Source organism: Halomonas sp. BLK-85 (assembly GCF_044792155.1).
Classification (GTDB): Bacteria; Pseudomonadota; Gammaproteobacteria; order Pseudomonadales; family Halomonadaceae; genus Vreelandella.
The window spans coordinates 776,170-801,794 of record NZ_CP087731.1 but is presented as its reverse complement, the minus strand read 5'-3'; the positions used below and the strand labels follow the sequence as shown (position 1 = coordinate 801,794).

Here is a 25,625-nt window from a genome sequence, read left to right as displayed (position 1 = left end):
GGTCCGTGGCCAATAACCGTGGCTAAAACATTATCACCCCAGCGCATCGGCAATTTCACGGGCGCAGCGGTGTGCCATCTGGGCATCTTCGGCTTCTACCATCACTCGGATCAGCGGCTCGGTACCGGATTTGCGCAACAGAACACGCCCCGTTTCTCCCAGATGCTTCTCAACATTGGTAACGGCTGTTTTAACCGCCTCAACATCCAATGGATCAACACCCTGTTCGGCCTGATAGCGTACATTGATCAAGGTCTGGGGTAGCTTGCGCATGCCCTGCTTGGCGGTATACAGGTTAATGCCACGCTTCTGTAACGACGCCAGTACGCGTACTGAAGCAATAATCGCATCCCCGGTTGAAGCATGATCCAGGCTCAGCAGGTGCCCGGAACCCTCACCGCCAATACGCCAACCGGTTTCCTTCAATTGCTCCATGACATAACGGTCGCCTACTTTGGCCCGTCTGAACGGAATGCCACGCTCAGCCAGCGCCAGCTCAAGCCCCAGGTTGCTCATCTGGGTACCTACAATGCCACCGGTGTAGCCTTCTGCCTGAGCCTCACGCGCCATCAGGAATAGCAGTTCATCGCCATCCACTTCAGCTCCGGTGTGATCCACCATCATCAGGCGGTCAGCATCACCGTCCAGCGCAATGCCCAGATCAGCGCGTTTTTCGATCACCGCAGCCCGCAGGCTGGCCAGATCCGTTGCGCCGCACTGATGGTTGATATTCACCCCATCCGGCTGGTCGTGCAGGCTGATCACCTCGGCACCCAATTCGCGATAGACGGCCGGTCCGACTTTATAAGCCGCACCATTAGCGCTATCCACTACCACCCGCAGGCCGTTTAGATTTTGCTGGCCAGGAAAATGAGATTTGCAATACTCAATATAACGCCCCGCCGCGTCATCAATGCGCCGCGCTTTACCCAGTTTTTCAGAACTGACGCAGGTCATGCCGTCTTCAAACGCACGATCCAGCCACTGCTCGATTTCATGCTCCTGCTGATCGGTCAGTTTCAGGCCTGATTGCGCAAACAGTTTGATGCCGTTATCGTAAAACGGGTTATGTGAAGCGCTGATCACCACCCCCGCATTGGCACGAAAAGTAGTGGCAAGATAAGCAATCGCAGGCGTCGGCAGCGGCCCGACCAGGGCAATATTCACACCAGCGGCAGAAAAGCCCGACTCCATGGCCGACTCCAGCATATAGCCGCTCGCCCGGGTATCCTTGCCAATCAACACCTCACTGACGCCTTCCGCCCCCAACACCTGGCCTGCCGCCCAACCCAGCTTCATGGCAAAATCCGGCGTCATCGGAAACTCACCAACACGCCCGCGAACACCATCCGTACCAAAATACTTACGCATAAAAGTCTAGCCTTTGGGGATCTTTACTGACTGTAAACAAATTTTGCCACGGACGCTCACGGAAAACACGGACGAAAACCTAAAACCCCAAAAATCTTTTAAGGTTTTCAAATTTTTTCTTGTCCGTGTCGTCCGTGAGCGTCCGTGGCATAAAAAGGGTTTATCCGTGCTCATCAGTGGCAGGGTTAGTAAGGGCTACACCTCGTACCCAGCCTCGCGAGCCAGCAGTGTATTCGCCTGCAGCCAACCTTCGATATGGCCGCAATCAAAGGTCCGCCCAAGCATGCGGAATGCCTGCACGGTCTGGCCTTCCTGCATCAGCCGGTCGATGGCATCCGTCAGCTGAATTTCGTTACCCGCGCCGGGCGGCTGATCGCGAAGCAGTTCCATAATACGATACGGCAATACATAGCGGCCAATCACCGAAAGGCAGGAAGGCGCTTGCTCAGGCGTGGGCTTTTCAACCACACCGCGCATATCGGCACTTCCACCGGCGTCAGGCTCATCGCAATCCACAATGCCATAGCGCTGAACGTCTTCCTTCGGCACGGCTTCCACCATGATCTGGGCCGCCTGGTTGGCATTCCAGCGCCCCACCATATCGCCCAGGTCACAGGCGCTGCTGGCCGCCTGCGGCTTGACCAGCACATCCGGCAGGATTACTGCAAAAGGCTCGTTGTCATCCAGTAAATGGGCCGCGCAATAAATGGCATGCCCCAGCCCCTGGGCGTTGGGCTGGCGCACGCTGGTCACTTTCAGCCGCTGGGGGGAAATGGCCGAGAGCGTTTCCAGCAACGCATCCTTACCCTTGCTGGCCAGTGAATGCTCAAGCTCGAAATGCGCATCAAAATGATCCTCAATGGCAGACTTACCCGCCCGGGTGACCAGGATGATCTCATTGATACCCGCCGCCAGCGCTTCTTCCACCACGTGCTGGATCAAGGGGCGATCCACCACGGGCACCATTTCCTTGGGAATGGCCTTGCTGATCGGCAGTAGCCGGGTACCAAAACCAGCAACCGGGATAATGGCTTTTTTAACTCCCTGCATTACATCACCTAATAAATTTGCCTAAAAAAAGCCAGCGCTGAACTGGCAACCTTTCCATCAAGACCCAAAGCGCCTGAAGGGGCGGTAATAAATAGCGTCAATCACTTCCAAACAGGTCGCGGGTATACACCTTGTCTGCCACGTCCTTAAGATCTTCTACCATACGGTTAGCCAATATGACATCACAGTGTGTCTTGAAGGCTTCAAGATCGCGCATCACCCTGGAACCAAAGAACGCATCGTCTTCCAGTACAGGCTCATAAACAACCACCTCGACGCCTTTGGCCTTGATACGTTTCATAACCCCCTGCATCGCGCTGGCACGGAAGTTGTCAGAACCGGTTTTCATGATCAATCGGTACACACCAACAACAGCTGGCCTGCGACGCAACACTGATTCAGCAATGAAATCCTTGCGGGTGCGATTGGCTTCCACAATGGCTTGAATCATGTTGCTGGGAACATCCTGATAATTGGCCAGCAGCTGCTTGGTATCTTTTGGCAAACAGTAACCGCCGTAACCGAAACTCGGGTTGTTATAGTGTTTACCAATACGTGGGTCCAGGCCAACCCCTTCGATGATCTGCTTGGCATCAAGACCATGAGATTCGGCGTAGGTATCCAACTCATTGAAGTATGCAACCCGCATCGCCAGATATGTATTGGCAAACAGTTTGATGGCTTCAGCTTCTGTACTGTTGGTTAACAACACCTCAATATCCTGCTTGAGAGCGCCCTGTTTCAACAGTTCTGCAAAGGTAGCCGCACGCTCAGAGCGCTCACCAACAATAATCCGCGATGGATAAAGATTGTCGTGCAGCGCCTTGCCTTCGCGTAAAAACTCGGGCGAAAAGAACAGGTTCAGAGTATCAAAGCGCTGTGCAGCTTCAGCGGTATAACCAACCGGCACAGTAGATTTTATCACCATGACGGCATCAGGGTTTACCGCCATCACCTGGTTGATTACCGCTTCTACACTTGTGGTATTGAAGTAGTTGGTTTCCGGATCATAATCGGTAGGTGTTGCAATAATAACGAAAGCAGCCTCTTTATAAGCCGCCTTAGCATCCAGCGTTGCCTTGAAATGCAGATCTTCGCGAGCGAGGAAAGCCGAAATCTCAGCGTCCTCAATAGGAGACACACGGTTGTTCAGCATTTCAACCTTTTCAGGCACGATATCTACCGCCACGACCTCATGATGCTGTGCCAGCAACATTGCATTTGAAAGGCCCACATAGCCCGTGCCAGCAACTGCAATTTTCATCTTAAAAATACTCCATCAAACAAACATTGATAACCTTGTAGTAATTTTATCAAGGGCAGCCTAGCAATTAATTCTCAATACTTAAATTTTCTAACACCAATATTTAAATCACAAAAAAAGAAAAACTAGCAACTAGCGCATTAGCAAAATCACTCTGGATGATATAATCATAAATATATAACTTATCAGCACTCAGCTTGCTTGCTAACAAGGAAGGACTGCAAACTTCTCCCAAGCCTTACAATGATATAAGTGTTGATTTTTACCATTTCTTGCTGCACATAAAAAGCTTTGACTACCTTCTTACTCGACAATCAATGCTAACCTTTGATCGTCAAAGGAACCAGCAAAGTAGTATTCTTTCCCTGTAAGAGATGACGCGATTATCGCTGTCATTTCAACTTTATCTCTGAGGTTACTAGCCAAACCAGACCTTAAAATAGCTTTCATATTTTTTGAATCAAACCAGAATGGCTCAAGATCTGGATTAGCAAACAATTCTTCCCGGGTAAAATGTAAAACCTTATCTTTTGAATAAGAATAACTAAGATAAGTGCCGTGAGAGGTCAACAGCAAACCGTCTTCAGATATATTTTTTCCACCGGAAGGCAAGCAATCGACTAAAAAAGAAAAGTTCTCTTTAACCTCTAAAAAGCTAGCTTCTTCTTTATCACCGCTTAATCTTTTAAGCAGCTTATCGCTGTACATATCACTTTCCTTGTGAACTGTTCTGATGTACACACCTTTTTCCGGAACTAGAACAAGGGGTGCCTTTTCATCTATTCTATTATGATCTCCAAGGCCATATATAGATAACATCTTATTTGCTTTTTGGCCCTTCTTATATAAGTGCACATGTGATAGCCCAAGAGCCAACTTAGGTAAAGATACAGGGTGAAATTTTATATACTTATCTCCATCGTAAAGACCTGCATACCCTTGGGGAAAAGAAATGGAATGACCTATAAATTCAGGTGATAGGTACCTAAATAACTTTGCATAATAATCGTCCGCCAGAGCATCGTCATCGTCTAAACGCACTGTTGCATAGCAAACATCTTCTGCGTTTTTTTCTAATTCTTTTAGTAGGTAGTGATGCATATTTGCGGTTATTGCCTGCTCGCGAGACAGGCTAAACACCTTAACATTTCCAGCGGATTTAGCTATATCATAGAGGTTGGATAAGAATGGATCTGGCAGTTCATCTGAGGTAAAAACCATAATAGTTGTGTTGCTTTTCTCCATTTTAGACAATGAAGGAATAGTCACCTCTTTAAAAATCTTTTCATGGATAGCCAGTCGTTGTGGGTCAAACAAATTTCTTTTATAATCTTCAAACTCTTTGTCACGCCCAATGACCCATCCATTGCGACTTTTCGTCAAAACGCTATAGCGTATCAATATAAAAACATGTTTTTTCATTAAAAAATCTCGATCACTTGAATAATTTCCAATCAATACATTTGACTATAAATGCGTCTAACCTAGCATAAAATTTATTGTTAATATTATACTAGCCTATCTGATAAAAAACGCTCGAGGTATCAATAAACTTTAACTAGCCTATATCTCTAGCCACTTGGAATGGTTTATAAACTCTGGGCACCCATCCAATGGATAGTTCACTAAATCAACGTCGGTAATATTATACACTTGCGCTTTTATTACTTGCCCCATAACAACTGGCTCTACCTTTCCTTGTTTCAGGAGTTCAAAGTAAAGGTTACACAACGCTTCAGGAGATTTATAGAAACTCGGCCAGTGGAAAAGTGCTACTTTATGCTTGGAGTTATTACGGATAAATGCAGCAGCCTTCTGACAGTCTTCAAGACGAGAGAAGTCACCTGCAATAACAGTATCAAATTCAAGCGGATCGCCCCCACGTTCAAACATACTACGCGGTGCTGGGAAGGTTCGCTGAGTTTTGGCATCTTTAACATGCAAATACTTTTGATTGGCATGCCACCAGGCACAGATTTCACGATAGATATGCCGCAGACCAAAATAGACCGTACGCACATGTGTCGCCTTGGTACGGGTCAGTGATGACTCTTCATCCAGGGCAAAGTCGAGCGGCGTTTCAGGATGGATCTTGGCAAATGATTTCTTGCCGAACTGAGCCTGCATACGCCAGATATATTCGGTATCGCCACCAATCCGAACATGATCCCACTCACCGATTGTTTCCAGAACCTCACGGCGAAACATAAAGGAGGATTGGCTCCTGTGGATGAGGCAGTTGTTTGGGCGCCAGTTTTGAGTAAATGTAAGATTTTCCTGGGCGCGAATCCAGTGGGCAGCGCAGCCTTTTATATCGGAATGACTTTCCAGGTAAGCCACCTGACTAGCAATTTTTTGCGGGTGCGACCAGTCGTCGCTATCGTGGGTAGTAATCAGATCTCCGGTTGCATAAGTAAGCCCGTAATTGCGTGCTGCATAGGCACCACCATTATGTGGTGGTTGCACTGCCCTTACACGTGAGTCCTGTTTTTCAAGCGCTTTCAACACCTCGAAGGTATCATCCGGCGAACAGTCATCTACCGCGATAATTTCAATATTTTCATAGGTTTGTGCAAGTAATGATTCAATCGCAACGCGAACCTGTTCACCCGCGCTGTAAATCGGCATCACAATAGAGACCTTTTGTGGCCCTATGATTTTTGCGCCAGGCAAGCCCACAACATTGTGATAGAGAGGGGCTTACTTTTATCCTTGCGGCGGATGCCAGTAAAGCCATGAATAGCGAAGGCCTGATTCATTCTTTCTATACGCTCTTCGTCATCATTGAGCGCATTTGCCAGCGCAAAATGCGCGTCGGCATCCTTAGAGTGCTGTTGAACAAACGCATGCATTACAGCATAGGCTTCTTCACAGCGACCCAGCTTCAATAAGCAGAAGTACTCCAGGTAGGCCGTTTCCTTGCGTGACTTGTTAGCACTGGCCAAACCTTGCATTCTATCTGCAAAACCCAGCGCACCTTCAATATCGCCACAAAAATATAACCATCTGGCAGTATGCCACATTGCCCACCAGCGAGAACTTTCCTGTGCAGATGGATCAGTGTACACATCTTCCAGTTTTTTCAATGCAGTAGACGAATGGCCATTCCAGAGTTGAACAGCCAAATTGGCAGTGCCACTTGCTTCTTTGTACTTTATCTCGTTTCCACCTTCCTTGCCCTGATAAAGGTAATGCAATAACGGAATATCACCAGGCCGCATCTGTGTCCGGTGACTTTCAAGATAGAAATTGTTGTCAAAACGCTTACAGGGATTAAGACCCAACTGCCAGCCGACAGCGAGATAATGCAGTATTGGATCAACCTGTTCAGGTAGCCAGATAGCGTGCTCAACAAGGTACCATTTCGCATTGACAAGACGGGATTTCTTGACCAGTGCAAGATCCTGCTTCAACTTTCCGGGCCTCAAAACAGCTAGAGCGCTTTTGAGAATCTGATCACAAACCGCTTTATTTCCTATTTTACGCAATGCTAGTGCCAGGTTCACATAACAAGGCTGGCAATCACTTAACTGCTCAAGCGCCTTGATATAGTAAGAGGCTGCCTGTTCGTATGCTCCTTGCCTGTAAAGCGCGTTTCCTTTCTCAAAATTCATAGCGTAATTCAAGCTCTCTGTACGGTGTTTTCAGTATCAAGCAAATAGCCAAGGGCCGTTGGTCAGATATACCAACCTGTTCACGCCCTCTTGAGGCTGACTCTTTTTTCTTACCATTCACTTGGATCACGCCAGGCATTCAACTTACTCAGAAGCTGAGCAGTGCTGACATCCTCTATATTCATGTGTACAACAGGCTCATTGGCCAGCGTCTGATAAAGGCTGGTTGCCAGCTGTTTGCCCAGTTCCACCCCAGGCTGATCAAAAGGGTTCAGGTGCCACAGCACAGATTGGGTAAACACCTTGTGCTCATACATGGCCATCAAAGCGCCCAGGGACCAAGCATCCAGCCGCTTGAGCAGCACAACAGAATTAGGCTGATTACCCCGATAGCCTTGCGCCATGTAACCGCGTAACGCCATGGGAATGGCATCGTCTCCAAGCGCAAAGAGCTGTGATTGCGCCAGGCAATGAGCCAGAGTCAACTGCTCCTGTGCTTTCAATCTCTGGGCAACCTCTTCGGAGACGTTAACCCCATCTTCTCGCAGCCCGCGTCCAGCCACTGCCACAAAATCTGCACTGACGGTATGCGTGCCCTGATGCAATAACTGATAGAAAGCATGCTGACCATCCGGGCCAACATCACCCCACAGGATCGGGCAGGTCGTATGATTGACAGAACGACCGTCCAGCCCAACACTTTTACCATTGGATTCCATTTCCAACTGCTGGAGGTAGGCAGGCAAGTATTTCAGCCGGCCATCGTAAGGCAGCACAGCATGGGTAGGAATTTTCAGGAACTGGCAATTCCAGGCGCCCACCAGCGCCATCAGTACGGGCAGGTTTTGTTCTATCGGCGCTTCCAGAAAATGTCTATCCATGGCGTGCGCGCCATCCAGCAAGGCATCAAACACCTCCATTCCCAACTCAATGGCCACACTCACACCAATCGGCGACCAAAGAGAGAAACGTCCACCTATCCACTCCTTGAACACAAGCTGCTGTGTTTCAGGAATACCAAAGGACGACATTTTCTCAGGCCTGGTGGAAACACCAATCATCTGATGCCGACACACCGCAGCCTCATCCACTTCCAGCGCCTGGCTTAACCAGGCAAGCGCGGTACGCACGTTGAACTGAGTATCCGCCGTAGTGAACGATTTAGAGGCCAACACCAGCAAGGTAGTGGCGGGGTTCAAGCGCTTCATCAAGGGTAGCAGCTGGGAGCCATCCATCGTCGAGACATAATGAACCTCCAGCCCAGTACTACCTGAACGGTTTGCAAGAGCTGTACTGACCAGTTTTGGACCAAGATCAGACCCACCCACGCCAATATGCACCACATCAGTGATAGCTTGACCCGTCGCGCCATACCACTGCCCAGCGTGCAGTCGGCTGACCATCTCTGCCATACGCCCTCGCTGCTGCTGGCAAAAACTGACCGCCTCCTGCATACCCGGCAATGCTTCACTGTGTGGCCACCTGGCCGCCATATGCAGCGCTGAACGCTTTTCCGAGGTATTGACCTTCGCCCCCGAAAACAGCGCCTCACGTCGTGTGGCCAAACCGCAGCTTTCAGCCCACTGCTTTAAAAGAGCAACAGTTTCAGTAGTTAAACGCTGCTTACTCAAATCAATGTGCAAGCTTTTGAAAGTAAAAGACAAGGCGTCTGCGCGCTGCCCTGCTGAAACGGACTCCGCTTCCAGGAGGTCACTCAGGGATTGAACCTGCATGCGCTCAGCATGCGCTTCAAGCGCCCTCAACGGCGTATAGACATGGTTACCCGATGCAGAAATTGACATGTTCATAAGCTATCCATAAAGCGGTGTATCTTCCAAGATGAGCAATTTTCAGGCCACAATGATGGCAGTGTCGTATTGCGTTACTGTTTATATGGCCGAAAAAAGGCGTTACCCAGAGGCAAAGACGCTGTCCAGCAGGTCAGTAGCGCTTTCAATCAACTCATCCAGATGCTTCGCGCCTTTAAAGCTCTCTGCGTAAATCTTGTATAGAGACTCGGTGCCGCTGGGGCGAGCTGCAAACCAACCATTTTCAGTGGCCACTTTCAGCCCTCCAATCGCAGCCCCATTGCCCGGTGCATTCACCATCACTTTCAGGATAGCCTCTCCTGCCAGGCCAGGCTGGGTAATACGTTCCGCTGTCAATTGCTTGAAAGCCACTTTCTGCTCAACCGAGCAGGGTGTATCCACACGCTTATAGTAAGGAGCGCCATGACGCTCTGTCAGCATGCAGTAATATTCACTGGGGGTTTTACCGGTAACCGCGGTAATTTCAGCCGCCAGCAAACACAGTGCAATACCGTCCTTATCGGTGGACCATGGCTTACCGTCAAGGGTCAGCAAACTGGCGCCAGCGCTTTCCTCACCGCCAAAGGCAAGCCAACCCTCATGCAGACCATCAACAAACCACTTGAACCCAACCGGCACTTCATAGAGTTCACGCTGATGTGCCGCTACCACACGGTCAATCATGGAAGACGATACCAGTGTCTTGCCAATCTTGAGTGCCTCAGGCCAGTGCTGGCGATGCTGAATCAGGTAATCCACACACACAGCCAGGAAGTGATTAGGGTTCATCAAGCCAGCAGCATCGACAATGCCATGACGATCTGCATCCGGGTCATTGCCAAACGCCAGATCAAAACGATCCTTGATAGCCAGCAGGTTCGCCATGGCAGCCGGACTTGAGCAATCCATGCGAATCCTGCCGTCATGATCCGGCGGCATAAAACCAAAGCTGGCATCAAGGGTGGTATTCACCACCTCAATATCCAGACTGTAATGGCTGGCCAGAGCCTGCCACACCGGCAGGGCTGTTCCCCCCATCGGGTCTACACCCAGGGTAAGCCCCGCCTTTTGAATAGCCGCCACATCAATAACACTAGACAGCTGAGCCACATACTGGGACGTAAAATCATGTTCCTTGGCCGCCGCCAGCGCCTCTTCCAGCCCAACAGCAACAACACCTTCCAGCCCGTTCGCCAGGTAATGGTTCGCACGCTGCTCAATCCAGGCGGTCACTTCCGAACCCGCTGGGCCACCATGATAAGGGTTATACTTGATACCACCATCTTCTGGTGGATTGTGCGAAGGCGTGATAATCAATCCATCTGCCCACTCAGCTGACGGCTTGGCGTTATGCTGCAAAATGGCATGGCTCACCAAAGGTGTCGCCGTAACACCCTGCTGCTTTTCAATCAACACAGAGACATCATTGGCCACCAGCACGCCCAGCGCACACTCCCATGCCGGGCGGGAAAGCGCATGCGTATCAAACCCCATAAACAGGGGGCCCTTGTATCCCTGCTCACGCCGATAATCCACAACAGCCTGAGTAATAGCCGCAATATGTGCGCTGTTAAAAGTACGCTCCAACGAACGCCCACGATGCCCAGACGTACCAAACGCAACGCCTTCACTGGCAATGCTGGCATCCGGGCTCTGTTCGTAAAATGCCCTAACAACGGCTTCCATATGCAACTCCCTGAATAATTAATATGTATTCCACCACGCCACTACCACCACTGCTTCACCCAAGTCATACCCGAGCCAGCCCTATCATTGCCGAGCCAGAACACCACACAAACACCTCAAACGTTTCTCAGTCTTTGTCTTCGGGTAATGAAAAGTCCAGGCCTAAATCCGTTTCTGAAGGTTTCTCTTCAATCTCTGAAAAGAGAGAAACATACTGCTCTGAGCTTTTTCGCCACATACGACTCATGCCTTTTTCGAGTGGAATAATCTGCATTTCAAAGCCATAGCGCTTTGCCCACTCTTGGGTAATTTCAGATTCCTCCTGACGGTAAGCATCATCCATCCAAATCTCCGCACGAGGAGACAGTCGATCAATAAAAGCTGGCAGAGCAGGGTAACGCGCAAAAGAGCAGGTATTACCAGGAGGGCCATCCACCACCAGAAGGTCAATATCCCTGATATCATCCACATTCAAGGCATACCAGCGGGAAGGCTTATCAGCATCAGAAGGGTTGAGGTGCTCACCGCTCCAGGGTTCCAACGGACAAACACGTAAATCAACCCAAGCTGTCAGGTTCTCATCAAGCAATGTTTGTTTGGTCTTGTCAGCATAGAAGGGTAAATGCTCAAGGCTAATCAGTTTTCCTGTACCATTTTGACGCAGAGCATCTGCAATCACCAAGGTACTAGCCCCACTGCCGGTCTCAACAATCAACTCTGGTTGATGCTTCAAAATCCAGGTATGCAATGCCAACAGAAAATCTGGTGACGTTGGCCAGCCTCTCAGCGGTGGTAAATGCCCCCTGATCGACAGTTGCCGCTGTAGCCAACTCAGGCTCTCTAACTGGGTATAGAGTTGGTCAACACTTTTCTGATGACTTGAACGGCTTTGATTGAATCCCTTTTTGATCTCTTGGCTAAGAGATTGATACAACGTTTCATCAGCCACACTGGCACCTCAAAAATTTGAATTACCGATAACCTGTTGGATTCGTTTCTTGCCAGCGCCAGGCGTCTTTACACATTTCCTCCACCCCAAGATGAGCCTTCCATCCAAGCACCTGATTAGCGCGCTGCGAGTCAGCATAGCAGGCAGCAACATCACCTGGCCTTCTTTCTACAATCTCGTAGGGCACTTTTTTACCACTTGCCTTTTCAAATGCATTGACCAACTGCAGCACTGACACCCCCTGACCACGGCCGAGATTAAAGGGTGAAAACCCCTCAGCCTGGCCACTGTAAAGATAATCTAACGCTGCCAAATGCCCTTTAGCCAGGTCAGTTACATGGATATAGTCTCTAACGCCAGTACCATCAACAGTAGGGTAGTCGTTACCGAATATGCTCAACTTTTCTCTCTTGCCAACCGCCACTTGAGAAATATAGGGCATCAGGTTATTAGGTATATCCTGCGGATCTTCCCCTATCATGCCTGAAGAGTCCGCACCTACAGGGTTGAAATAACGAAGGCAGGCTATCTTCCAGTCCGGGTCAGCCCTGGCCAAATCTTCAAGCACATGTTCAACCATCAATTTTGATTGACCATAAGGGTTTGTTGCACTACGGGGAGCAGTTTCCTTAATAGGAAGCGATTCCGGATCACCATAGACAGTCGCAGAAGAAGAGAAAACCAGTTTTTTCACATTATGTTGAGACATGACTTCCAGGAGATTCAAAGTGCCTGCAACATTATTCTGGTAATATTCAACAGGGTAACTTACTGACTCCTCTACCGCCTTTAACCCAGCGAAGTGAATTACAGCTGAAAAGTCATTTTCTTTAAAAATATCTTGAAGCGAATTCTTGTTACGAATATCCACTTCATATAGAGATATCTTTTTACCAGAAAGCCTCTCTACACGTTCTAAAGAATCGCCAACACTATTGGAAAAATTATCAATCACCGACACATTAAAACCAGCGCGCATTAACTCGAGGCAAGTATGTGAGCCGATAAAGCCACTACCTCCTGTAATAACGATATTACACATAAACAGCAAAGCCTTTAAGCAAACCCATCAAACAGGACTAAAGTAATTATAAATATTTTCTGAAATTTTTTATTGAAAAGCAATTTTTGATAGCTTCTTCAAAAACCCAACTCTCCCAATCAGCTACCTCGCTCCAACCACTCAGAAATATGAAATCCAGCCCTGCGGCACTGGCTGCTTGATAATCGTACTTGCTGTCACCTAGAAACAACGCAGGCTGATGGATATTGGCAGCCGCCAGTTCACGCGCCAGAATCTCATCTTTGGTATCAGGGCTACCGAAGATGCCTCCATCGAACCACTCAGCAATACCACGCTGGTTAAACACGTCACGCAGCTCAGCTTGGTCACCACCGGAGACAATCAGCCAACGGGCTTCGGGTGTCTTCTTTCGCAAGGTTTCTAAGCCAGGAGCTATATCACAGTTCAACAGCCCTTCGCGTACATGGCTGGCATAGGCATGCAATAGGGCTTCCAAGTCGGGCCCTTGTTGTTGACTGGTGTAAACAGGGGCAATCTGCTCCAGAAAGTAAGCGAACTTTTTGTAGCGTGATACTCCACCGTTGGCGACGTGATAATCCACCATGGCTTGGGCAGCGGCTTCGCCATAAGGCAAGGTCGCCTGATAGAAAGCTTCAGTTTTGACCTTGTTGGAATCCAGCACCACGCCATCACAGTCAAAAACCAGGGTGGTGTAATTGGCCAGTGAGATCCCTGGGTTCATGATGCCACCAGCCCCTTTTCAACCAGACATTCCGCCATCACGAAATCTTCGGGCCAGTCGATATCAAAACTGGTGAGTTTATCCATTAGGTAAAGATAGGGATGGCAACCAATGCGATCATCCATCTCACGATAGAGAGAGGCAGACGCCATAAAAGCCCCGCTATTCACTTCATGCACCGGTTTCAGCGTCTGAGTGCGTGGCCATTTTTCAATCGTGCGGTCATAGTTCATGGGTTGCTCATCCTGCCAAAGAAACCCGTGAATAGCCGTGGTCGTCATCAAAGAATCGTATCCATTTTTGAGCTGTTCAAAATAGGTCTGTATCACCTCATCATAGCGTTGAGCAGTGATAAAAGGTGACGTCACATGTGTCCAGAGTATATGGCCTTCGGGAATCAACTCCAGCGCGTGGGCAACCAATTGATCCGTACTGGTAGCGCTTGACGATAGCTCCTCTACACGACGATGGAGGCGCAGACGTGGGTCATTCAGTGTTTCAGCATAAGCGAGAATATCAGCATCGTTCGTGGTCAAGACGACTTCATCAACCTCCTCTGCCGCGAGAAGCTGGCGAAGTTTGATCTGAATCAGACCATGTTCATGGCCTGCAAAGGGCTTGATATTTTTTCTCACAACACGCTGACTACCCGCACGGCAAGGCAAAAAGCAGGTTACCTTCTCTTTCATGAGACCATCCCATAGACGCTCTGTTTGATGAGATCGTAGCGCGACGGTGTAATGGCAATCAGGGGCAAGGTGTCGTTAAACGCTTGGAACTGCTTTACCACGTGGTTCATTTCCGTATTACGCGGATCTTCACCTGCGTAGCCATCAAAGCCTGCTAAATAAAGGGTATCTGCCTCACCACTAGCCGCAATAGCAAAAGCGTACGCCATCACAAGGGACGTTGGCGCCGTGCAGTGCGTCTCAGCAAAGGCAAAGCTATCTGCTTGAACGTTCAAACCAAAGTCTAACACTTCTTTGTTGGCCAAAGATTCACGCACGTCCGCCGGTAACATCGTATAAGGTGTGATTAACGGCTGAGGCAACTTGGTGTGTGCCTCACAGTCTGCCAAGAGGCGTACCGGGTGACAGGCCACACGTAGATCAATCAAGTCAGCATTGATGGCACTCTGGGTATTAAGTGCCAACACCAGCGGTTTATGATCACGGATGTAGCGCTCCAGCGCCTCACGATGACGGGCAACACCAGGCCCAGTGCCTAGCAGCAGCACCTCGCGCCCAGCAAAACGCTCCTTGGGCGACCATTGCCCCTTGGGCTCACCGTGATAGAAATGACGTGCCGCATCTAGGGTATTCAGGCTGAACTTCTTGCCGCCTTCTACTCTCAGGTGCTCAATCACTGCCAATACGTCTTCCTCACTGTAACGGGAATCACTGAGCATTTCTTGAATATAGGTAGGGTGGATGCCGTACTTACCTGCCAGGTAGTAATAAGGATTAGTCCCCCAGCCGTAATGGGCCTGCATGGGCTTGAAATGCTCACGCAGCAGCACCATCAAGGGCACCATATTGGCGGGCTTTCCGCGCCGCTCAGCCATTTCGATGGCCAGTTCCTCGGTACGGGCATTACCTGGCCCCCGGCCCATGCCCGTCACCGTGGAGTCTACCCAGGTCACGCCTTCATCCAACGCGCGTAGGGTATTGGAGAGGGCCAGCCCCAGATTGTCATGGGTGTGAATGCCCATAGCGCCGGTCCACTCACTGCGGAACCACTGGATGATCTGCGCCGCCTGATCTGGGTTCATGCTGCCCATGCTATCGGCGAAGTAGAGCGCATCCATCGGGTAGGCCTTTGCCACACGGGCAAGTGCTTTCACTTCGTCTTCAGTACGATCTGCCACCTGCATCAGATTAAAGCCGACCTGATAGCCACGCTCTTTAAGCCAAGTCACGGCGGGCAGCGACTTTTCGAATTCATGCACATGGCAGGCAATGCGTACCAGGTCTACCGGTGAATCTGCGGCTGCATTGGGGAAAAGACGTTCTAGCGCTTCCTGCTGGGGCACTTCTCCAACCAATTCGCTGCCATTAACCATGACACCCACAGTCAAGCCGGCAGGAATAGTTAGGCTACGAATAAACTCGTCAGTTGTAAACGCGCAGGGGCCTTGAAAGCCCTGATTCTTTAACGTACGTAGGCCCAACTCCACCACATCTACTCTTGCAGCTTGCATTGCATCAAGGTATTGATTAATAAGTTCAGGAGAGAAATCCCAGGCGTTGTAATAGCCACCGTCGCGAAGAGTGCAGTCGAGATAAAAAAGATTCATAAAGCATATCCTTGTAACTTTTTAAATTTATCTAAGCATTTATCTGAAATTAAAGAAGCGTACGGTTCTGGAATGTTTTTTCCTACACCTATATTCTTAGCTGACTCACTAGGATTAAAACTCTTATGACTACCAGCATCCACTAAGCACAACCTATCTTGAATCTTTCTTCTTATACTTGAAGAAAGAACAAGCTCGTTAAAATCAACGATCAAAACACTCCCACCAACACTTTCTACAACACTAAAAAACTTATCTACTTTCTGAACATACTGCTTACAGAATTTTTTAACCCCATTTTCATCAGTTTCATTACCATAAAAAGGCAACCATTCTGCCGCGGTGTCTAAGGGGTCTCTAATAGAAACAATTTGATAGTCATAGTTAATATGTTTTAGTAGATGCAGACCACTAGCAGCGGGGTCGTTTCGAAATATGCAATACCCATCTAAACAACCACTTTTGACTCGTGCCAAGTCACCTACTTGATCGAGAAAAAAATTATAGCTTGAAGAAAACTCTTCTAAATTCCTCTCATTTATAAAGTCACAGTAATCTTTAACGATGACATCTACAATATTTTCATAAACTTCACCAAGATACATCCTTACCCTTCTGTTTCTTACAAAATCATCTTTAACTGGTTTTTTTTCCTCACATTTATCATAATAATTTACGTCTCCCAATAATACAGCTCGTAAATTTTCAGGAGACACTTCATTATTATCTCTCTGACTGTTTGCTAGAATTCCTGCATAACTCCAAACACTTCTCACTAAAGATGACTCAGTATAATTATGTCCCACTGGAAAAGTATTACTGAACTCGGATATGAAATCTAGTACAGCTGTATTTCCTGAGTGTCCAAACCCACCAATATTAATTCTCATCACGAACACTCTTAAAAAAATCTTTATAATAAAAAGGAATACACTTAACATCAAAACCTTCTTCTAGGTATCTTTCAACTTCACTCCAGTGCTTCAGATAAATTTCTTTTGCAATCTGCTCTCCAAATCGACTTATAATATAATCAAACTGGAACAAAAACTTACTTTTTAAATCAATCATTTCTACGTTATAGACTTTGTTACTAACACAAGAGGGTTCAGGGTTAAGCCTTACTAGAGGTTTTTTCACACTTTCCACAAGATAAAGCTCAAAGAACCTTAAGTTAAACTCTAAATCTTGATGCCTTCGGTAACTTTCGTCGAACCCGTTTAAAGCAAGTACCGCATTTCTCTTATAGGTTGCTGTATTGGTATGCAAATAGTGTTTTTTATAATCTAATAATAAAATTTCTTTGGTTAAATCACCTTCTTTATAACGCTCCAAGTCATTCTCAGGGGAATTCCAGCCTAAGAAACCACAATATACAGCACCAATCTTATATGAAGTTTCTTTTAATTTTGATATAGACTGAGAAACTCTCCCTGGCAAATAAATATCATCATCATCCAGAAAACTTATATACTCACCTGTTGAGTTAAGTATTCCGGTATTCCTTGCCGCAGCGCCATTTCTATTGTTTTCATGTTCAATATATACTATTTTACGACCTGCATTTTCAGCTCTAACTTTTTCAACAATATTTTTCGTTTCTTTATTAAACTCTGACCCAGCACCATTATCGTTAACTACAATTACTTCTATATCACTATAATCTTGCTCAACTGCTGAATTTAACGCATTAAGCAAATTACTTGGCCGCTTATAGGTTGGAATAATAACACTAATTCTATCAGGCACTATCTTTTTTTCTTTAATCAAACTATTATTTATTTCAAAAAAACTTGAACTATCCTCTTTTCTCAAGCCAATTTTATATTCAATAAACCTCACCAACTCACTTTCTGAAACAGCACTCGACTCATCTAAAGAAATACTATAGTCGGCCGACGGAAGAGATAAACATTGCTTATCATCTTTGACTACGTCATTATCAATAACTGAAGAAGCATTATGGATCGGCCTAACCCCATCAGAAGTATTATAGAAAATTCTCAATAAAAACGGTTGTGAACAACTTTCATCAAACTCCGCCAAATATTTAAGCTGCTTCTTGTTTTTCACTAAAAGGTTTACTATCGGCTTTTTTGGGGGATAGTCAAAATCACTTAGGCGCCATTTTACACGTTTACTGTGTTCTATCTGACAACGAGCCCCTCGGATGGTACTTTCACCTACATCTGGCATTACTATATTTGGATAGGCGACAAAACATTGACCAATATAACGTTCATAGATTTCACCCATAGGCAAATGGTCAAAGGGAGCTTCAAAGGCACTTTCTGCTTCAATCAATTCATCAATAATTGACTTATCAAAAGCGATTGCAAAAGACCCGCATGTATTACAACTACCTATTCTTCTAGGCAAGTAATATCCTTGAGATAATATTTCATCTTCTTCTAAACCAGACCATCCGTATTGAGATGCACCTAGCTGCAAAACTTTCCAATCAGACCCGACCCTGTTTATAAACTCTTCGATTTTTTTTTCGAAGTCATTGACAAGAATGATATCATCCTCGAGCACTAAGAATCTAGAATACCCTTTGTATTTTGCATCTTCCAGTATTTTTAAATATGTAAAAATATAGCCTATTGCACCAGCTGATTCTATATAATGACTTCCTCTTTTAACCTCCTTTTCTTTTTCGTTTACATAACGTATAAAATCCCCTAGTGGTTTCTTACTATATTCTTCCCACTTTTTTAAAGCTTCACCCTGATATCCATTCACAGCCTCAAAAATTTCAAATTTTATATTATTTTCACTAAGATGCTTTGAGACAGTAAGCCTATCTTTTATATTTTTTTTTAAATTCACAACATAAACGTTATCGAAATAGGCGTTTACAAAGCTTTTATTAATTTTGAATCCAATCATCTCCTCACACAAACGAATATTCAATGTAACATTTTTTTCACCTATTATACTACCTGCATGTTTATACAATGATAATGCTTTTTCATAGTCACCTTCTTTGTAAAACTCATATGCTCTTTCAATAATGGAAGTAGTCACTTATAAACCCCAAATGTATTAAAACAACATTGCTATTTAAATTTTTAGTAAGCAAAAGTTATGGATTAATTGCCACTGCCCTGGGCGCTGGCGGCTTTCAAGCAGTTTATTCCAGTTTTCCTGCAAACTGGCTTCCTGTGCTTGATTGCTACCTTCCAGAACGATATCCAGGCGCTGGGTGGGCAATTGCTGAAGCAACACTGGCAGAGCCACTTCCCGGCTGTGGCCGGCATCTGGCAAAGCTTCACCCACGATGATCAGTACCTGGGCATCATCGGGTAGCCATTGGTTAAGACGCTTTAATGTAGCATCGGCTGCATAAAATAGTGCTGACTGGCCGTTGGCCTGACACTCTACCCAGGGGGCATATACCACGCTCACCGCTTGCGCCAACCCCTTATTAGCAAGACGCTGTTTAAGAGTTTCACTAGCGGCTTTCTGATGCTCAATGCTGACCACTGCCTGGGGTAGATCCGCGTGGGAAAGCGTCACTTCACTGTCTGGCTTTTCACGCTGGCCGCCGCTTAGTCTTGGCTGCTGTTCACGAGTATTGAGTATCGCTTGCGCCAGAAGTTCTGTGGTTTCTGAACTCCCCAACACCACCACGACATCATGTTGAGTGGTTTCGTAGTGCTCCAACAGTTTCATGGCGTAACCAGGTGGTAATTGAGTGCTTACCGGCCGCTGGCCATGCTGCAGGTAATGGGTCAGCGCCTGTTCATCACGTTGCTCACGCGCGCTGCGAGTCACATGCTGACCAAGGACATTGGTGGTTTGCTGGATGTAGGTTTTCTGCTCGCCAAACAGCGCTTCCAGCTTGCCTTCCAGCTGTGAAAAACGCTCATTGCTTTGCTGAAGTGCAGCCAGTTGCTCACTGAGCTGGCTAATGGTGGTATCCCTTTCCTTCAGGGCATGCTGAGCGTCTGCCAACTGAGCTTTAGCTTCTTCGTGCTGTTTTTTTCGGGCCGCGAAGTAACCGTTGTATTTTTCTCGTTCTGCTTCCGTGGCCTTGAGCGTTTCCTCTAGGCTTATCACTTGCTCTGCCTTACTGCTCAGTTCGGCTTGCAGGGTTTTGATCTTTTCAGCCCCCTCTTCAACCTGTTGCTTGACCTGTGCCTGCTGCGTAACCAACTGGTCAGCTTTTTCTTTAAGTTGTTTATCCGTTTCTTGCTGCTGGGCCTTGGCCTGCTCTTGTGCCTTTTCCAGTTTTTGTTGCAATCCCTTTAACTGTTGATTCAGCTCAGCGTTCTGCCTGGTTGCCTGCAGCCAGTGGTCGTAATAAGCGTGACGGCTAAGTTGCAGTAATGGCAGATCCGGATCGTCATCGTACTCGGCCTGCAGTTCAAAACCATTTTGCTCACACCACTCAAGTATCGTCGCACTTTCAGGCATATCCTGATAAAGCGGTATCGCACCCACTCTCAGGTATAGCTGGCGAATATGTTGATAACCCTCGTTTTTAGCCAGCCTCTGCAACATTGGCCATACTAGCTCGGGCTGTTCAATCACCAGTGTATCCAGCGTTTGTATCTCGATATCGTCCAGTAATGCATCAATACCCGTTAACGACTGCTGACGGCTTTCAAGCAGCTGAAGCCCTGGGTAAAGCGTATACAGCCCGGTAGCTGGCTGGCTGGCATTGAAATCAGCCAGGTTGAATTCGTAATAGGTCAGGTCACCACTTTCTGCTGCCAGCTTGATCACTTGCTGCTTTGCCTGGGGAATAGCCTCTTTTACAGTCAGCCACTGTTTTTCGCTTTTGGTAGGGGTTACAAACTCAGCACGCTCGGCTGCTATCTCACATAGCAAGCCAAGTGTTTTTGAGCGGATTGGACCGATATAGAGAAAACTGGAGTGGTTAATGCGCATTTTGACAATCACTGTTATTTATTTGAGCCTGAGAGCACTGGCGTAGCTCTGCATGAAGATTTAAAGCGGCGCTGGCAGTTGTTGTTGCTGCTTTATGGGCAGGCGCTCTTCGAACTGACCATGGCGCAAATAGTGAAGCAAAGGGTTCTGGCCAGATTCGGCAACATCTGTGTATTCGCTCAAATAGAAACAGGTATCAAATTTGGCGCTGGGGTTACGGCCCTCCATGGCACCAAATTTCAGATAATGTGCCGCTGGCGTAATACCTGAAGATTCCACGTCCGGGTACTGCTCGCAGTACCACTGGGCATCAAAGTAATCGCTGGCATTAAGTATCGCCACCTGTTGCGGCAAGGCGCGCTTAAACGTCTTGCTATGCCGATAGGCTTCAGAGGCATGGCGATATCCCCACGCCCTTAACCATTGCATTAAACTTTCAGCATAAGCAAGCTGCTTTGCTTGCTCATGGTTCTTAAGGGTATTTTCTTCCAGCGCTTCCTGGACAGCCATCAGTTGCTCCAACAGGGCATTTTGATCACTTGCTGCGCTATTGGCCTGTTCTGTCAGTTGCTCTTTCTCTGCTTGCAAGACGCTGATTTGCTGCTGATTAGCCTTGCACTGAATATCTGTCTGAAGTAATTGCTCGTATTCCTCCAGCGCGCTGCTCGCCAGTGCTTGAGCATTATGCGGTAACGCCTGATGCTCAATACTACTGGCGAACAGGTAATTACAGGTTTCCAGAACGTCACTATGCTGGCCAATAAGCTGTGCAGCTGCCAGCTGATAAACAGGTGCAACAGACTCTGCAACCTCAGGTGCCTCCAGGGTTTTCAGGGTTGCCCCTGGTGCATAGCCTACAAGCCCGACCTGGCGCCGCGCTGAACGGAAAAGTGCAAGCAAACACTCAGCTTGCTGATGCCAGGAAGCCAGAACCTCTTCTACTCCCCTACCTGTTGCCAAGCACGCGGCCAGCCAGGGCTGTGGTTGCGGCCAGGCAATCAACAGATGGTTTTCTGTACTCTGTTTGAGCCAATGGCCAAGATGCCTGGCACCAAGGCTATCCAGTTCAGGCAACATCAGTACCTGTGTTTCTGGCAGTTGCAGGCTTGACTCCGGCAGAGCATCGCATACCAGCGGATTTTGTGCAGATGGCAACAGCAGTTGCGGTGTGTTCGCAAAGGCTTGCAAGCCAAGGTAGATTATCCGTGGCATGGTAGAAAAACTCCTTGAAATCATTTTGGTCGTTATTGAATACAAAATCAAAAAAAGGCAAAACCCCAATGCCATGGGCACTGGGGTTTTTCACCTAGCCTGAATTGTTCCGGGTTCAGAAGTAAAAGCAGGGCATTTAGCCACGGACACTCACGGACGACACGGACAAGGTCAAAACCAAACTGCCAATAAAATACGAAAGGGGTTTGTCCGTGTCGTCCGTGAGTGTCCGTGGCCATTTTTTACCGCAGTGAAAAGTCTTCATGCACCAATGTCAGATTAGGGTTGTAAGCAGGATCATGATCCAGATGTTCAGCCCAGGTAGCCCGCATATAATGCACCTCCTGAGCCGCTCTTGCCCGCTTCTCTTCATCGTCATCAGCCCCGCGCGAAACAGACTCATGATGATAAAGCTCTGCGTAAGGCGTCCATATATTCCGGTAGCCGGCTTCACGCACCTTCAGGCAGAAGTCAACATCATTGAACGCTATCGCCAGGTGTGCCTCGTTGAGACCACCTACCTGTTCATACACATTTTTTCGCACCAGCAAGCAGGCGCCGGTCACCGCCGATAACTCATGGGCCAGATGCAAGCGTGAGAAATACCCATAAGCATGACGGGTAAAGTGCTTATGGGCATGCCCGGCAACACCGCCAATCCCCAGTATCACCCCCGCATGCTGCACAGTATCATCAGGGTAATACAGCTTGGCCCCTACGCAGCCAATATCAGGCCGACATACCTGGCGCACCATCTCCGTCAGCCATTCCGGGGTTATCGGCTCGATATCATTGTTTATCAGCCCGATGACCTCACCGTTAGCCTGCGATACAGCATAGTTATTGAGCGCTGAATAATTGAATGGCTGATTCCAATTAACTATTTTTACACGATTGTCTCTTTTCTGCACTTCGCGAAGGTAACATAATGTTTCTGGGCAACGACTACCGTTATCCACAATCAGTAATTCGAAATGCGTGTAGGTCGTTGCATGCAGAATGGCATCCACACAGGGCTGCAACACTTCCACCCTATCCCGCGTGGGCACAATCAACGATACCAGCTGCAAACTGGCAGGTAATGGCCAGACCACCCGATACGTATTTGGAATATGCCCAAGCTCTGCTTGCGCATCAGGCTGGTTGCTCGCCAGATAATCTCTGACCGCCTGCAAGCCAGCATCCTGGGAATAGGACTTATGCCGGTGGCTCAAGGCCGTAGAGCCCTCCACCGCGCGCCAGTGATAGAGCACTTTGGGAACGTGCACAATCTGTTGCGGTGTCAGCTGTGCCGTTATGCGCAGCACCAGATCATGATCCTGGCTGCCTTCATAGCCTTCACGAAATCCCCCCAGCGCCTTCACATCTTCAGTGCGCAGTACGCTCAGGTGTGAAATATAGTTCTGGGCCAGCAGCAAATCCGGGTTCCACTGCGGTTTGAAGTGAGGGTCATGGCGTTCACCAAAGTCATCCAGCTTGTCCTCATCGCTATACAGCAAGCCCGCATCGGGGTTGGCCTGCAAGGCAGCCACCATTTCAAACAGCGCCTCTGGTGCCAGGCAGTCATCATGATCCAGAAGTGCCACAAACTCCCCGGTAGCGCTGGCCAAGGCAGTATTACTGGCAGCACAGATATTGCCGTTGCTTTCACGCGTTAGCACACAGATACGCTGATCACGCTGGGCATAATCTGCCAATATCGTCTGAACCGCTGAGCAGGTAGAAGCATCATCTGCCACACACAACTGCCAGCGGGGATAATACTGCGCCAACACAGAATCCAGGCAGGCCCGTAAAAACCCCGGCTGAGTGTTATAGACAGGCAACAGAACCGAGATCAGCGGCTGGTAGTCAAAACCGCTCAGCCTGCTCTCAGCTTCCTGTTGGCGGGTACCAGGGTTGTGCTTGATCCACTCCGCGTAATTATCACCTGCGCTCAAGCGATCAAAGGTAGCCGAATAATGCTGCAGCGCCAGATGGCGCCAGGCAAGGCCCCGCTCCGCAGCCATCGCCTTGAGAGCAGGCAGCACCGTTTGCTTGGTATAGCCGCGCCAGTAGAAATGCATGTTCACCAGACGCTGCGCCAAGCGGTCATGGGCAAACATGGGCGTCAGATAAGCAAACCGCAGGTGTTCAAGGGTAAACCTGCCGGGGGTTTCCAGCGGGTCCAGGCGAGCGCTTTTCACCCCAAAAGGCACGTAAAAAAGCCGCTTGGTCATTCGCCCGTTGCGCAGCGGCAAGTGAATACTATCCGCCTCATCAAAGCCTTGCCCGGTATCCAGGTAAAGCTTTAAAACAGCGCAAGGCTGGTCATGATTCAAGGTGACTTCCAGCATATGCCAGCCGGGCAGTAGCACGATGTTGCAAAGGTTAAACTGTGGGTCATCCCCCAATGAACACCACACATAATCCTCTTTCTCCCCCAACGCCTCAAGCTCATTGGCTGGATGGCAACGGGGTAACACACTCAAGGGATTTATCATCCAGATGGCTCTTTTTTCAGGCAGTGATAAGCATTTGGATATCAGGTTATGGCCCGATATCAGGTAACGGTTCTTTCCCCCAGGCACTGGCCACTTGACGCCACCACCACCTTGACCACGCTACCAGTGGTTAATGGCTTGGCAAAATTATAATGAAACCCGATATAGCCGTTACGTGGCGGCGCCAGACGTAACAGCCCTGGGCGCAAATCCTTCGCGGTACAAAGGCCCACGCACTCGCCATCCAGGTGCACTTCAAGTTCTACGGCATTGTCATTGTCAAAATACCAGGCCCAGCCGCTGAGACTTTTATCGCTCAGCTGCTGAATCTCAGCATGCACAAACGGCAAGCCTTTCTCAAACAGCGCCTTACGCTGTTCAAACAGCCGCTTCGCCTGACGATAAAGGCATACATCGTCCTTGTTCAGCGCGAGGATTTCATCATGCTGTGCCTTGGGTAATTCATACCCCAGAGTTTTATCCGCCCGGCCCATATTCATATCAACGGAAGCAAGCTTTATGCCAAAACCATGGTTCAGCATATCAAGGCTCGTATCATACGCCTCGTTCAGCCCAACAAAACCGATAGCACGCAAGGGCGCCCCCTGCAGTAACTTGGTTTGCCGGTTGATAAAGTGCGGCTTACGGTAAAAGGAAGGAAGATCCCCTTCATAGCCATTATGGCGCACAAAATGGTAATACTCTGAAACCACCCGCTGTAGAGGGTCACGCAAAAAGGTGACCGTTTGGCGTACACCAAACAAATGCACATATTTGCCTGCGGGCACGTGGCCACTTAAAAACTGTGTGTCAGATGCGGCTAGATGGTGATGAAACCCCAGGGGATCCTTTTCTTCATACATCCATTGGCGCACACCGGCAGAAGTTTCTTCTGCATGCAGGGCGTAATCGTACGCCACTGCTTCAACACCAAAGAACGCCTCCGCTGCCTTGCGAAAACTGGTGCCTGCTGTTTTCGGCACGTGAACAAAAAATAGGGGTGACATTGATAACCTTAATCATAAATACAGAATAAAATCACACAATCAATATTATGTATCAGTAAACTACGTAAGTAACACCTAGGTGCAAGAACAAAAATAAATTCACGCTAAGGGCATACGGGAGTGAAAGATGAAACGATGAGGCGTTACTTCCGAGCCCGCCCCAACTCCGTTATTCCCGAGTGAGGTTATCGGGAATCCAATTTGACCTTACTCCAGATGC

At 48.1% G+C, this 25,625-nt stretch carries 19 protein-coding genes; all 19 read right to left on the bottom strand.

The window, feature by feature from the left end; all coding sequences use genetic code 11:
- Nucleotides 1-33: 33 nt before the first annotated feature.
- A complete protein-coding gene (gene glmM, locus LL947_RS03520) occupies nucleotides 34-1,371 on the bottom strand; it encodes a phosphoglucosamine mutase (protein WP_171702071.1) in 1,338 nt (445 codons plus the stop codon).
- Nucleotides 1,372-1,566: 195 nt separating this feature from the next.
- A complete protein-coding gene (locus tag LL947_RS03515; RefSeq protein ID WP_499833984.1) occupies nucleotides 1,567-2,421 on the bottom strand; it encodes a UTP--glucose-1-phosphate uridylyltransferase in 855 nt (284 codons plus the stop codon).
- A gap of 97 nt (nucleotides 2,422-2,518) precedes the next feature.
- A complete protein-coding gene (locus LL947_RS03510) occupies nucleotides 2,519-3,685 on the bottom strand; it encodes a nucleotide sugar dehydrogenase (protein ID WP_499833983.1) in 1,167 nt (388 codons plus the stop codon).
- A gap of 303 nt (nucleotides 3,686-3,988) precedes the next feature.
- Nucleotides 3,989-5,107, bottom strand: a complete 1,119-nt coding sequence (locus LL947_RS03505) for a glycosyltransferase (protein ID WP_499833982.1) — start codon at nucleotides 5,105-5,107, stop codon at nucleotides 3,989-3,991.
- 141 nt (nucleotides 5,108-5,248) lie between these two features.
- Nucleotides 5,249-6,364, bottom strand: a complete 1,116-nt coding sequence (locus tag LL947_RS03500; protein ID WP_499833981.1) for a glycosyltransferase family 2 protein — start codon at nucleotides 6,362-6,364, stop codon at nucleotides 5,249-5,251.
- Entirely contained in the window at nucleotides 6,337-7,299 is a 963-nt protein-coding gene (locus tag LL947_RS03495; protein WP_499833980.1) for a tetratricopeptide repeat protein, read from the bottom strand. The genes LL947_RS03500 and LL947_RS03495 overlap by 28 nt, the downstream gene beginning before the upstream one ends.
- Nucleotides 7,300-7,409: 110 nt before the next feature.
- Nucleotides 7,410-9,107 carry a glucose-6-phosphate isomerase gene (gene pgi / locus LL947_RS03490; RefSeq protein ID WP_499833979.1) on the bottom strand — a complete coding sequence of 566 codons (1,698 nt, stop codon included), beginning with the start codon at nucleotides 9,105-9,107 and terminating at the stop codon, nucleotides 7,410-7,412.
- A gap of 102 nt (nucleotides 9,108-9,209) precedes the next feature.
- The gene (gene pgm / locus LL947_RS03485) at nucleotides 9,210-10,793 is read right to left on the bottom strand and encodes a phosphoglucomutase (alpha-D-glucose-1,6-bisphosphate-dependent) (protein ID WP_499833978.1); all 1,584 of its coding nucleotides are present in this window, start codon (nucleotides 10,791-10,793) and stop codon (nucleotides 9,210-9,212) included.
- Nucleotides 10,794-10,920: 127 nt separating this feature from the next.
- Nucleotides 10,921-11,742 (bottom strand): class I SAM-dependent methyltransferase, encoded by an 822-nt coding sequence (locus LL947_RS03480; protein ID WP_499833977.1) that lies wholly within the window; start codon nucleotides 11,740-11,742, stop codon nucleotides 10,921-10,923.
- A 22-nt stretch (nucleotides 11,743-11,764) separates the two neighbouring features.
- Nucleotides 11,765-12,784, bottom strand: a complete 1,020-nt coding sequence (gene galE, locus LL947_RS03475; RefSeq protein ID WP_499833976.1) for a UDP-glucose 4-epimerase GalE — start codon at nucleotides 12,782-12,784, stop codon at nucleotides 11,765-11,767.
- Between the two features lie 46 nt (nucleotides 12,785-12,830).
- Nucleotides 12,831-13,508 (bottom strand): HAD family hydrolase, encoded by a 678-nt coding sequence (locus LL947_RS03470; protein ID WP_499833975.1) that lies wholly within the window; start codon nucleotides 13,506-13,508, stop codon nucleotides 12,831-12,833.
- Nucleotides 13,505-14,197 (bottom strand): acylneuraminate cytidylyltransferase family protein, encoded by a 693-nt coding sequence (locus LL947_RS03465; RefSeq protein WP_499833974.1) that lies wholly within the window; start codon nucleotides 14,195-14,197, stop codon nucleotides 13,505-13,507. Before LL947_RS03465 ends, LL947_RS03470 begins: the two co-directional genes overlap by 4 nt.
- Nucleotides 14,194-15,804, bottom strand: coding sequence for an aldolase catalytic domain-containing protein (locus tag LL947_RS03460; protein WP_499833973.1), 1,611 nt, complete (start codon nucleotides 15,802-15,804; stop codon nucleotides 14,194-14,196). Before LL947_RS03460 ends, LL947_RS03465 begins: the two co-directional genes overlap by 4 nt.
- Nucleotides 15,801-16,694, bottom strand: a complete 894-nt coding sequence (locus LL947_RS03455; RefSeq protein WP_499833972.1) for a hypothetical protein — start codon at nucleotides 16,692-16,694, stop codon at nucleotides 15,801-15,803. Before LL947_RS03455 ends, LL947_RS03460 begins: the two co-directional genes overlap by 4 nt.
- Nucleotides 16,684-18,834, bottom strand: coding sequence for a glycosyltransferase (locus LL947_RS03450; protein WP_499833971.1), 2,151 nt, complete (start codon nucleotides 18,832-18,834; stop codon nucleotides 16,684-16,686). The genes LL947_RS03455 and LL947_RS03450 overlap by 11 nt, the downstream gene beginning before the upstream one ends.
- Before the next feature lie 36 nt (nucleotides 18,835-18,870).
- Complete coding sequence (locus LL947_RS03445) at nucleotides 18,871-20,703, bottom strand: hypothetical protein (RefSeq protein ID WP_499833970.1); 1,833 nt, start codon at nucleotides 20,701-20,703, stop codon at nucleotides 18,871-18,873.
- A 60-nt stretch (nucleotides 20,704-20,763) separates the two neighbouring features.
- A complete protein-coding gene (locus tag LL947_RS03440; RefSeq protein ID WP_499833969.1) occupies nucleotides 20,764-21,915 on the bottom strand; it encodes a hypothetical protein in 1,152 nt (383 codons plus the stop codon).
- 242 nt (nucleotides 21,916-22,157) lie between these two features.
- Nucleotides 22,158-24,398 carry a glycosyltransferase family 2 protein gene (locus LL947_RS03435; RefSeq protein WP_499833968.1) on the bottom strand — a complete coding sequence of 747 codons (2,241 nt, stop codon included), beginning with the start codon at nucleotides 24,396-24,398 and terminating at the stop codon, nucleotides 22,158-22,160.
- A gap of 59 nt (nucleotides 24,399-24,457) precedes the next feature.
- Entirely contained in the window at nucleotides 24,458-25,405 is a 948-nt protein-coding gene (locus LL947_RS03430; RefSeq protein ID WP_499833967.1) for a sulfotransferase family 2 domain-containing protein, read from the bottom strand.
- Nucleotides 25,406-25,625: the final 220 nt, after the last annotated feature.

Excerpts from the sequence above, each read along its gene's own strand:
- LL947_RS03495 (WP_499833980.1), bottom strand. The coding sequence starts at position 7,299 with ATGAATTTTGAGAAAGGAAACGCGCTTTACAGGCAAGGAGCATACGAA.
- LL947_RS03435 (WP_499833968.1), bottom strand. The coding sequence starts at position 24,398 with ATGATAAATCCCTTGAGTGTGTTACCCCGTTGCCATCCAGCCAATGAG.
- LL947_RS03440 (WP_499833969.1), bottom strand. The coding sequence starts at position 21,915 with ATGCCACGGATAATCTACCTTGGCTTGCAAGCCTTTGCGAACACACCG.
- LL947_RS03470 (WP_499833975.1), bottom strand. The coding sequence starts at position 13,508 with ATGAACCCAGGGATCTCACTGGCCAATTACACCACCCTGGTTTTTGAC.
- LL947_RS03515 (WP_499833984.1), bottom strand. The coding sequence starts at position 2,421 with ATGCAGGGAGTTAAAAAAGCCATTATCCCGGTTGCTGGTTTTGGTACC.
- pgm (WP_499833978.1), bottom strand. The coding sequence starts at position 10,793 with ATGGAAGCCGTTGTTAGGGCATTTTACGAACAGAGCCCGGATGCCAGC.
- LL947_RS03430 (WP_499833967.1), bottom strand. The coding sequence starts at position 25,405 with ATGTCACCCCTATTTTTTGTTCACGTGCCGAAAACAGCAGGCACCAGT.
- LL947_RS03510 (WP_499833983.1), bottom strand. The coding sequence starts at position 3,685 with ATGAAAATTGCAGTTGCTGGCACGGGCTATGTGGGCCTTTCAAATGCA.
- LL947_RS03455 (WP_499833972.1), bottom strand. The coding sequence starts at position 16,694 with ATGAGAATTAATATTGGTGGGTTTGGACACTCAGGAAATACAGCTGTA.
- pgi (WP_499833979.1), bottom strand. The coding sequence starts at position 9,107 with ATGAACATGTCAATTTCTGCATCGGGTAACCATGTCTATACGCCGTTG.
- LL947_RS03460 (WP_499833973.1), bottom strand. The coding sequence starts at position 15,804 with ATGAATCTTTTTTATCTCGACTGCACTCTTCGCGACGGTGGCTATTAC.
- LL947_RS03445 (WP_499833970.1), bottom strand. The coding sequence starts at position 20,703 with ATGCGCATTAACCACTCCAGTTTTCTCTATATCGGTCCAATCCGCTCA.
- galE (WP_499833976.1), bottom strand. The coding sequence starts at position 12,784 with ATGTGTAATATCGTTATTACAGGAGGTAGTGGCTTTATCGGCTCACAT.
- glmM (WP_171702071.1), bottom strand. The coding sequence starts at position 1,371 with ATGCGTAAGTATTTTGGTACGGATGGTGTTCGCGGGCGTGTTGGTGAG.
- LL947_RS03465 (WP_499833974.1), bottom strand. The coding sequence starts at position 14,197 with ATGAAAGAGAAGGTAACCTGCTTTTTGCCTTGCCGTGCGGGTAGTCAG.
- LL947_RS03505 (WP_499833982.1), bottom strand. The coding sequence starts at position 5,107 with ATGAAAAAACATGTTTTTATATTGATACGCTATAGCGTTTTGACGAAA.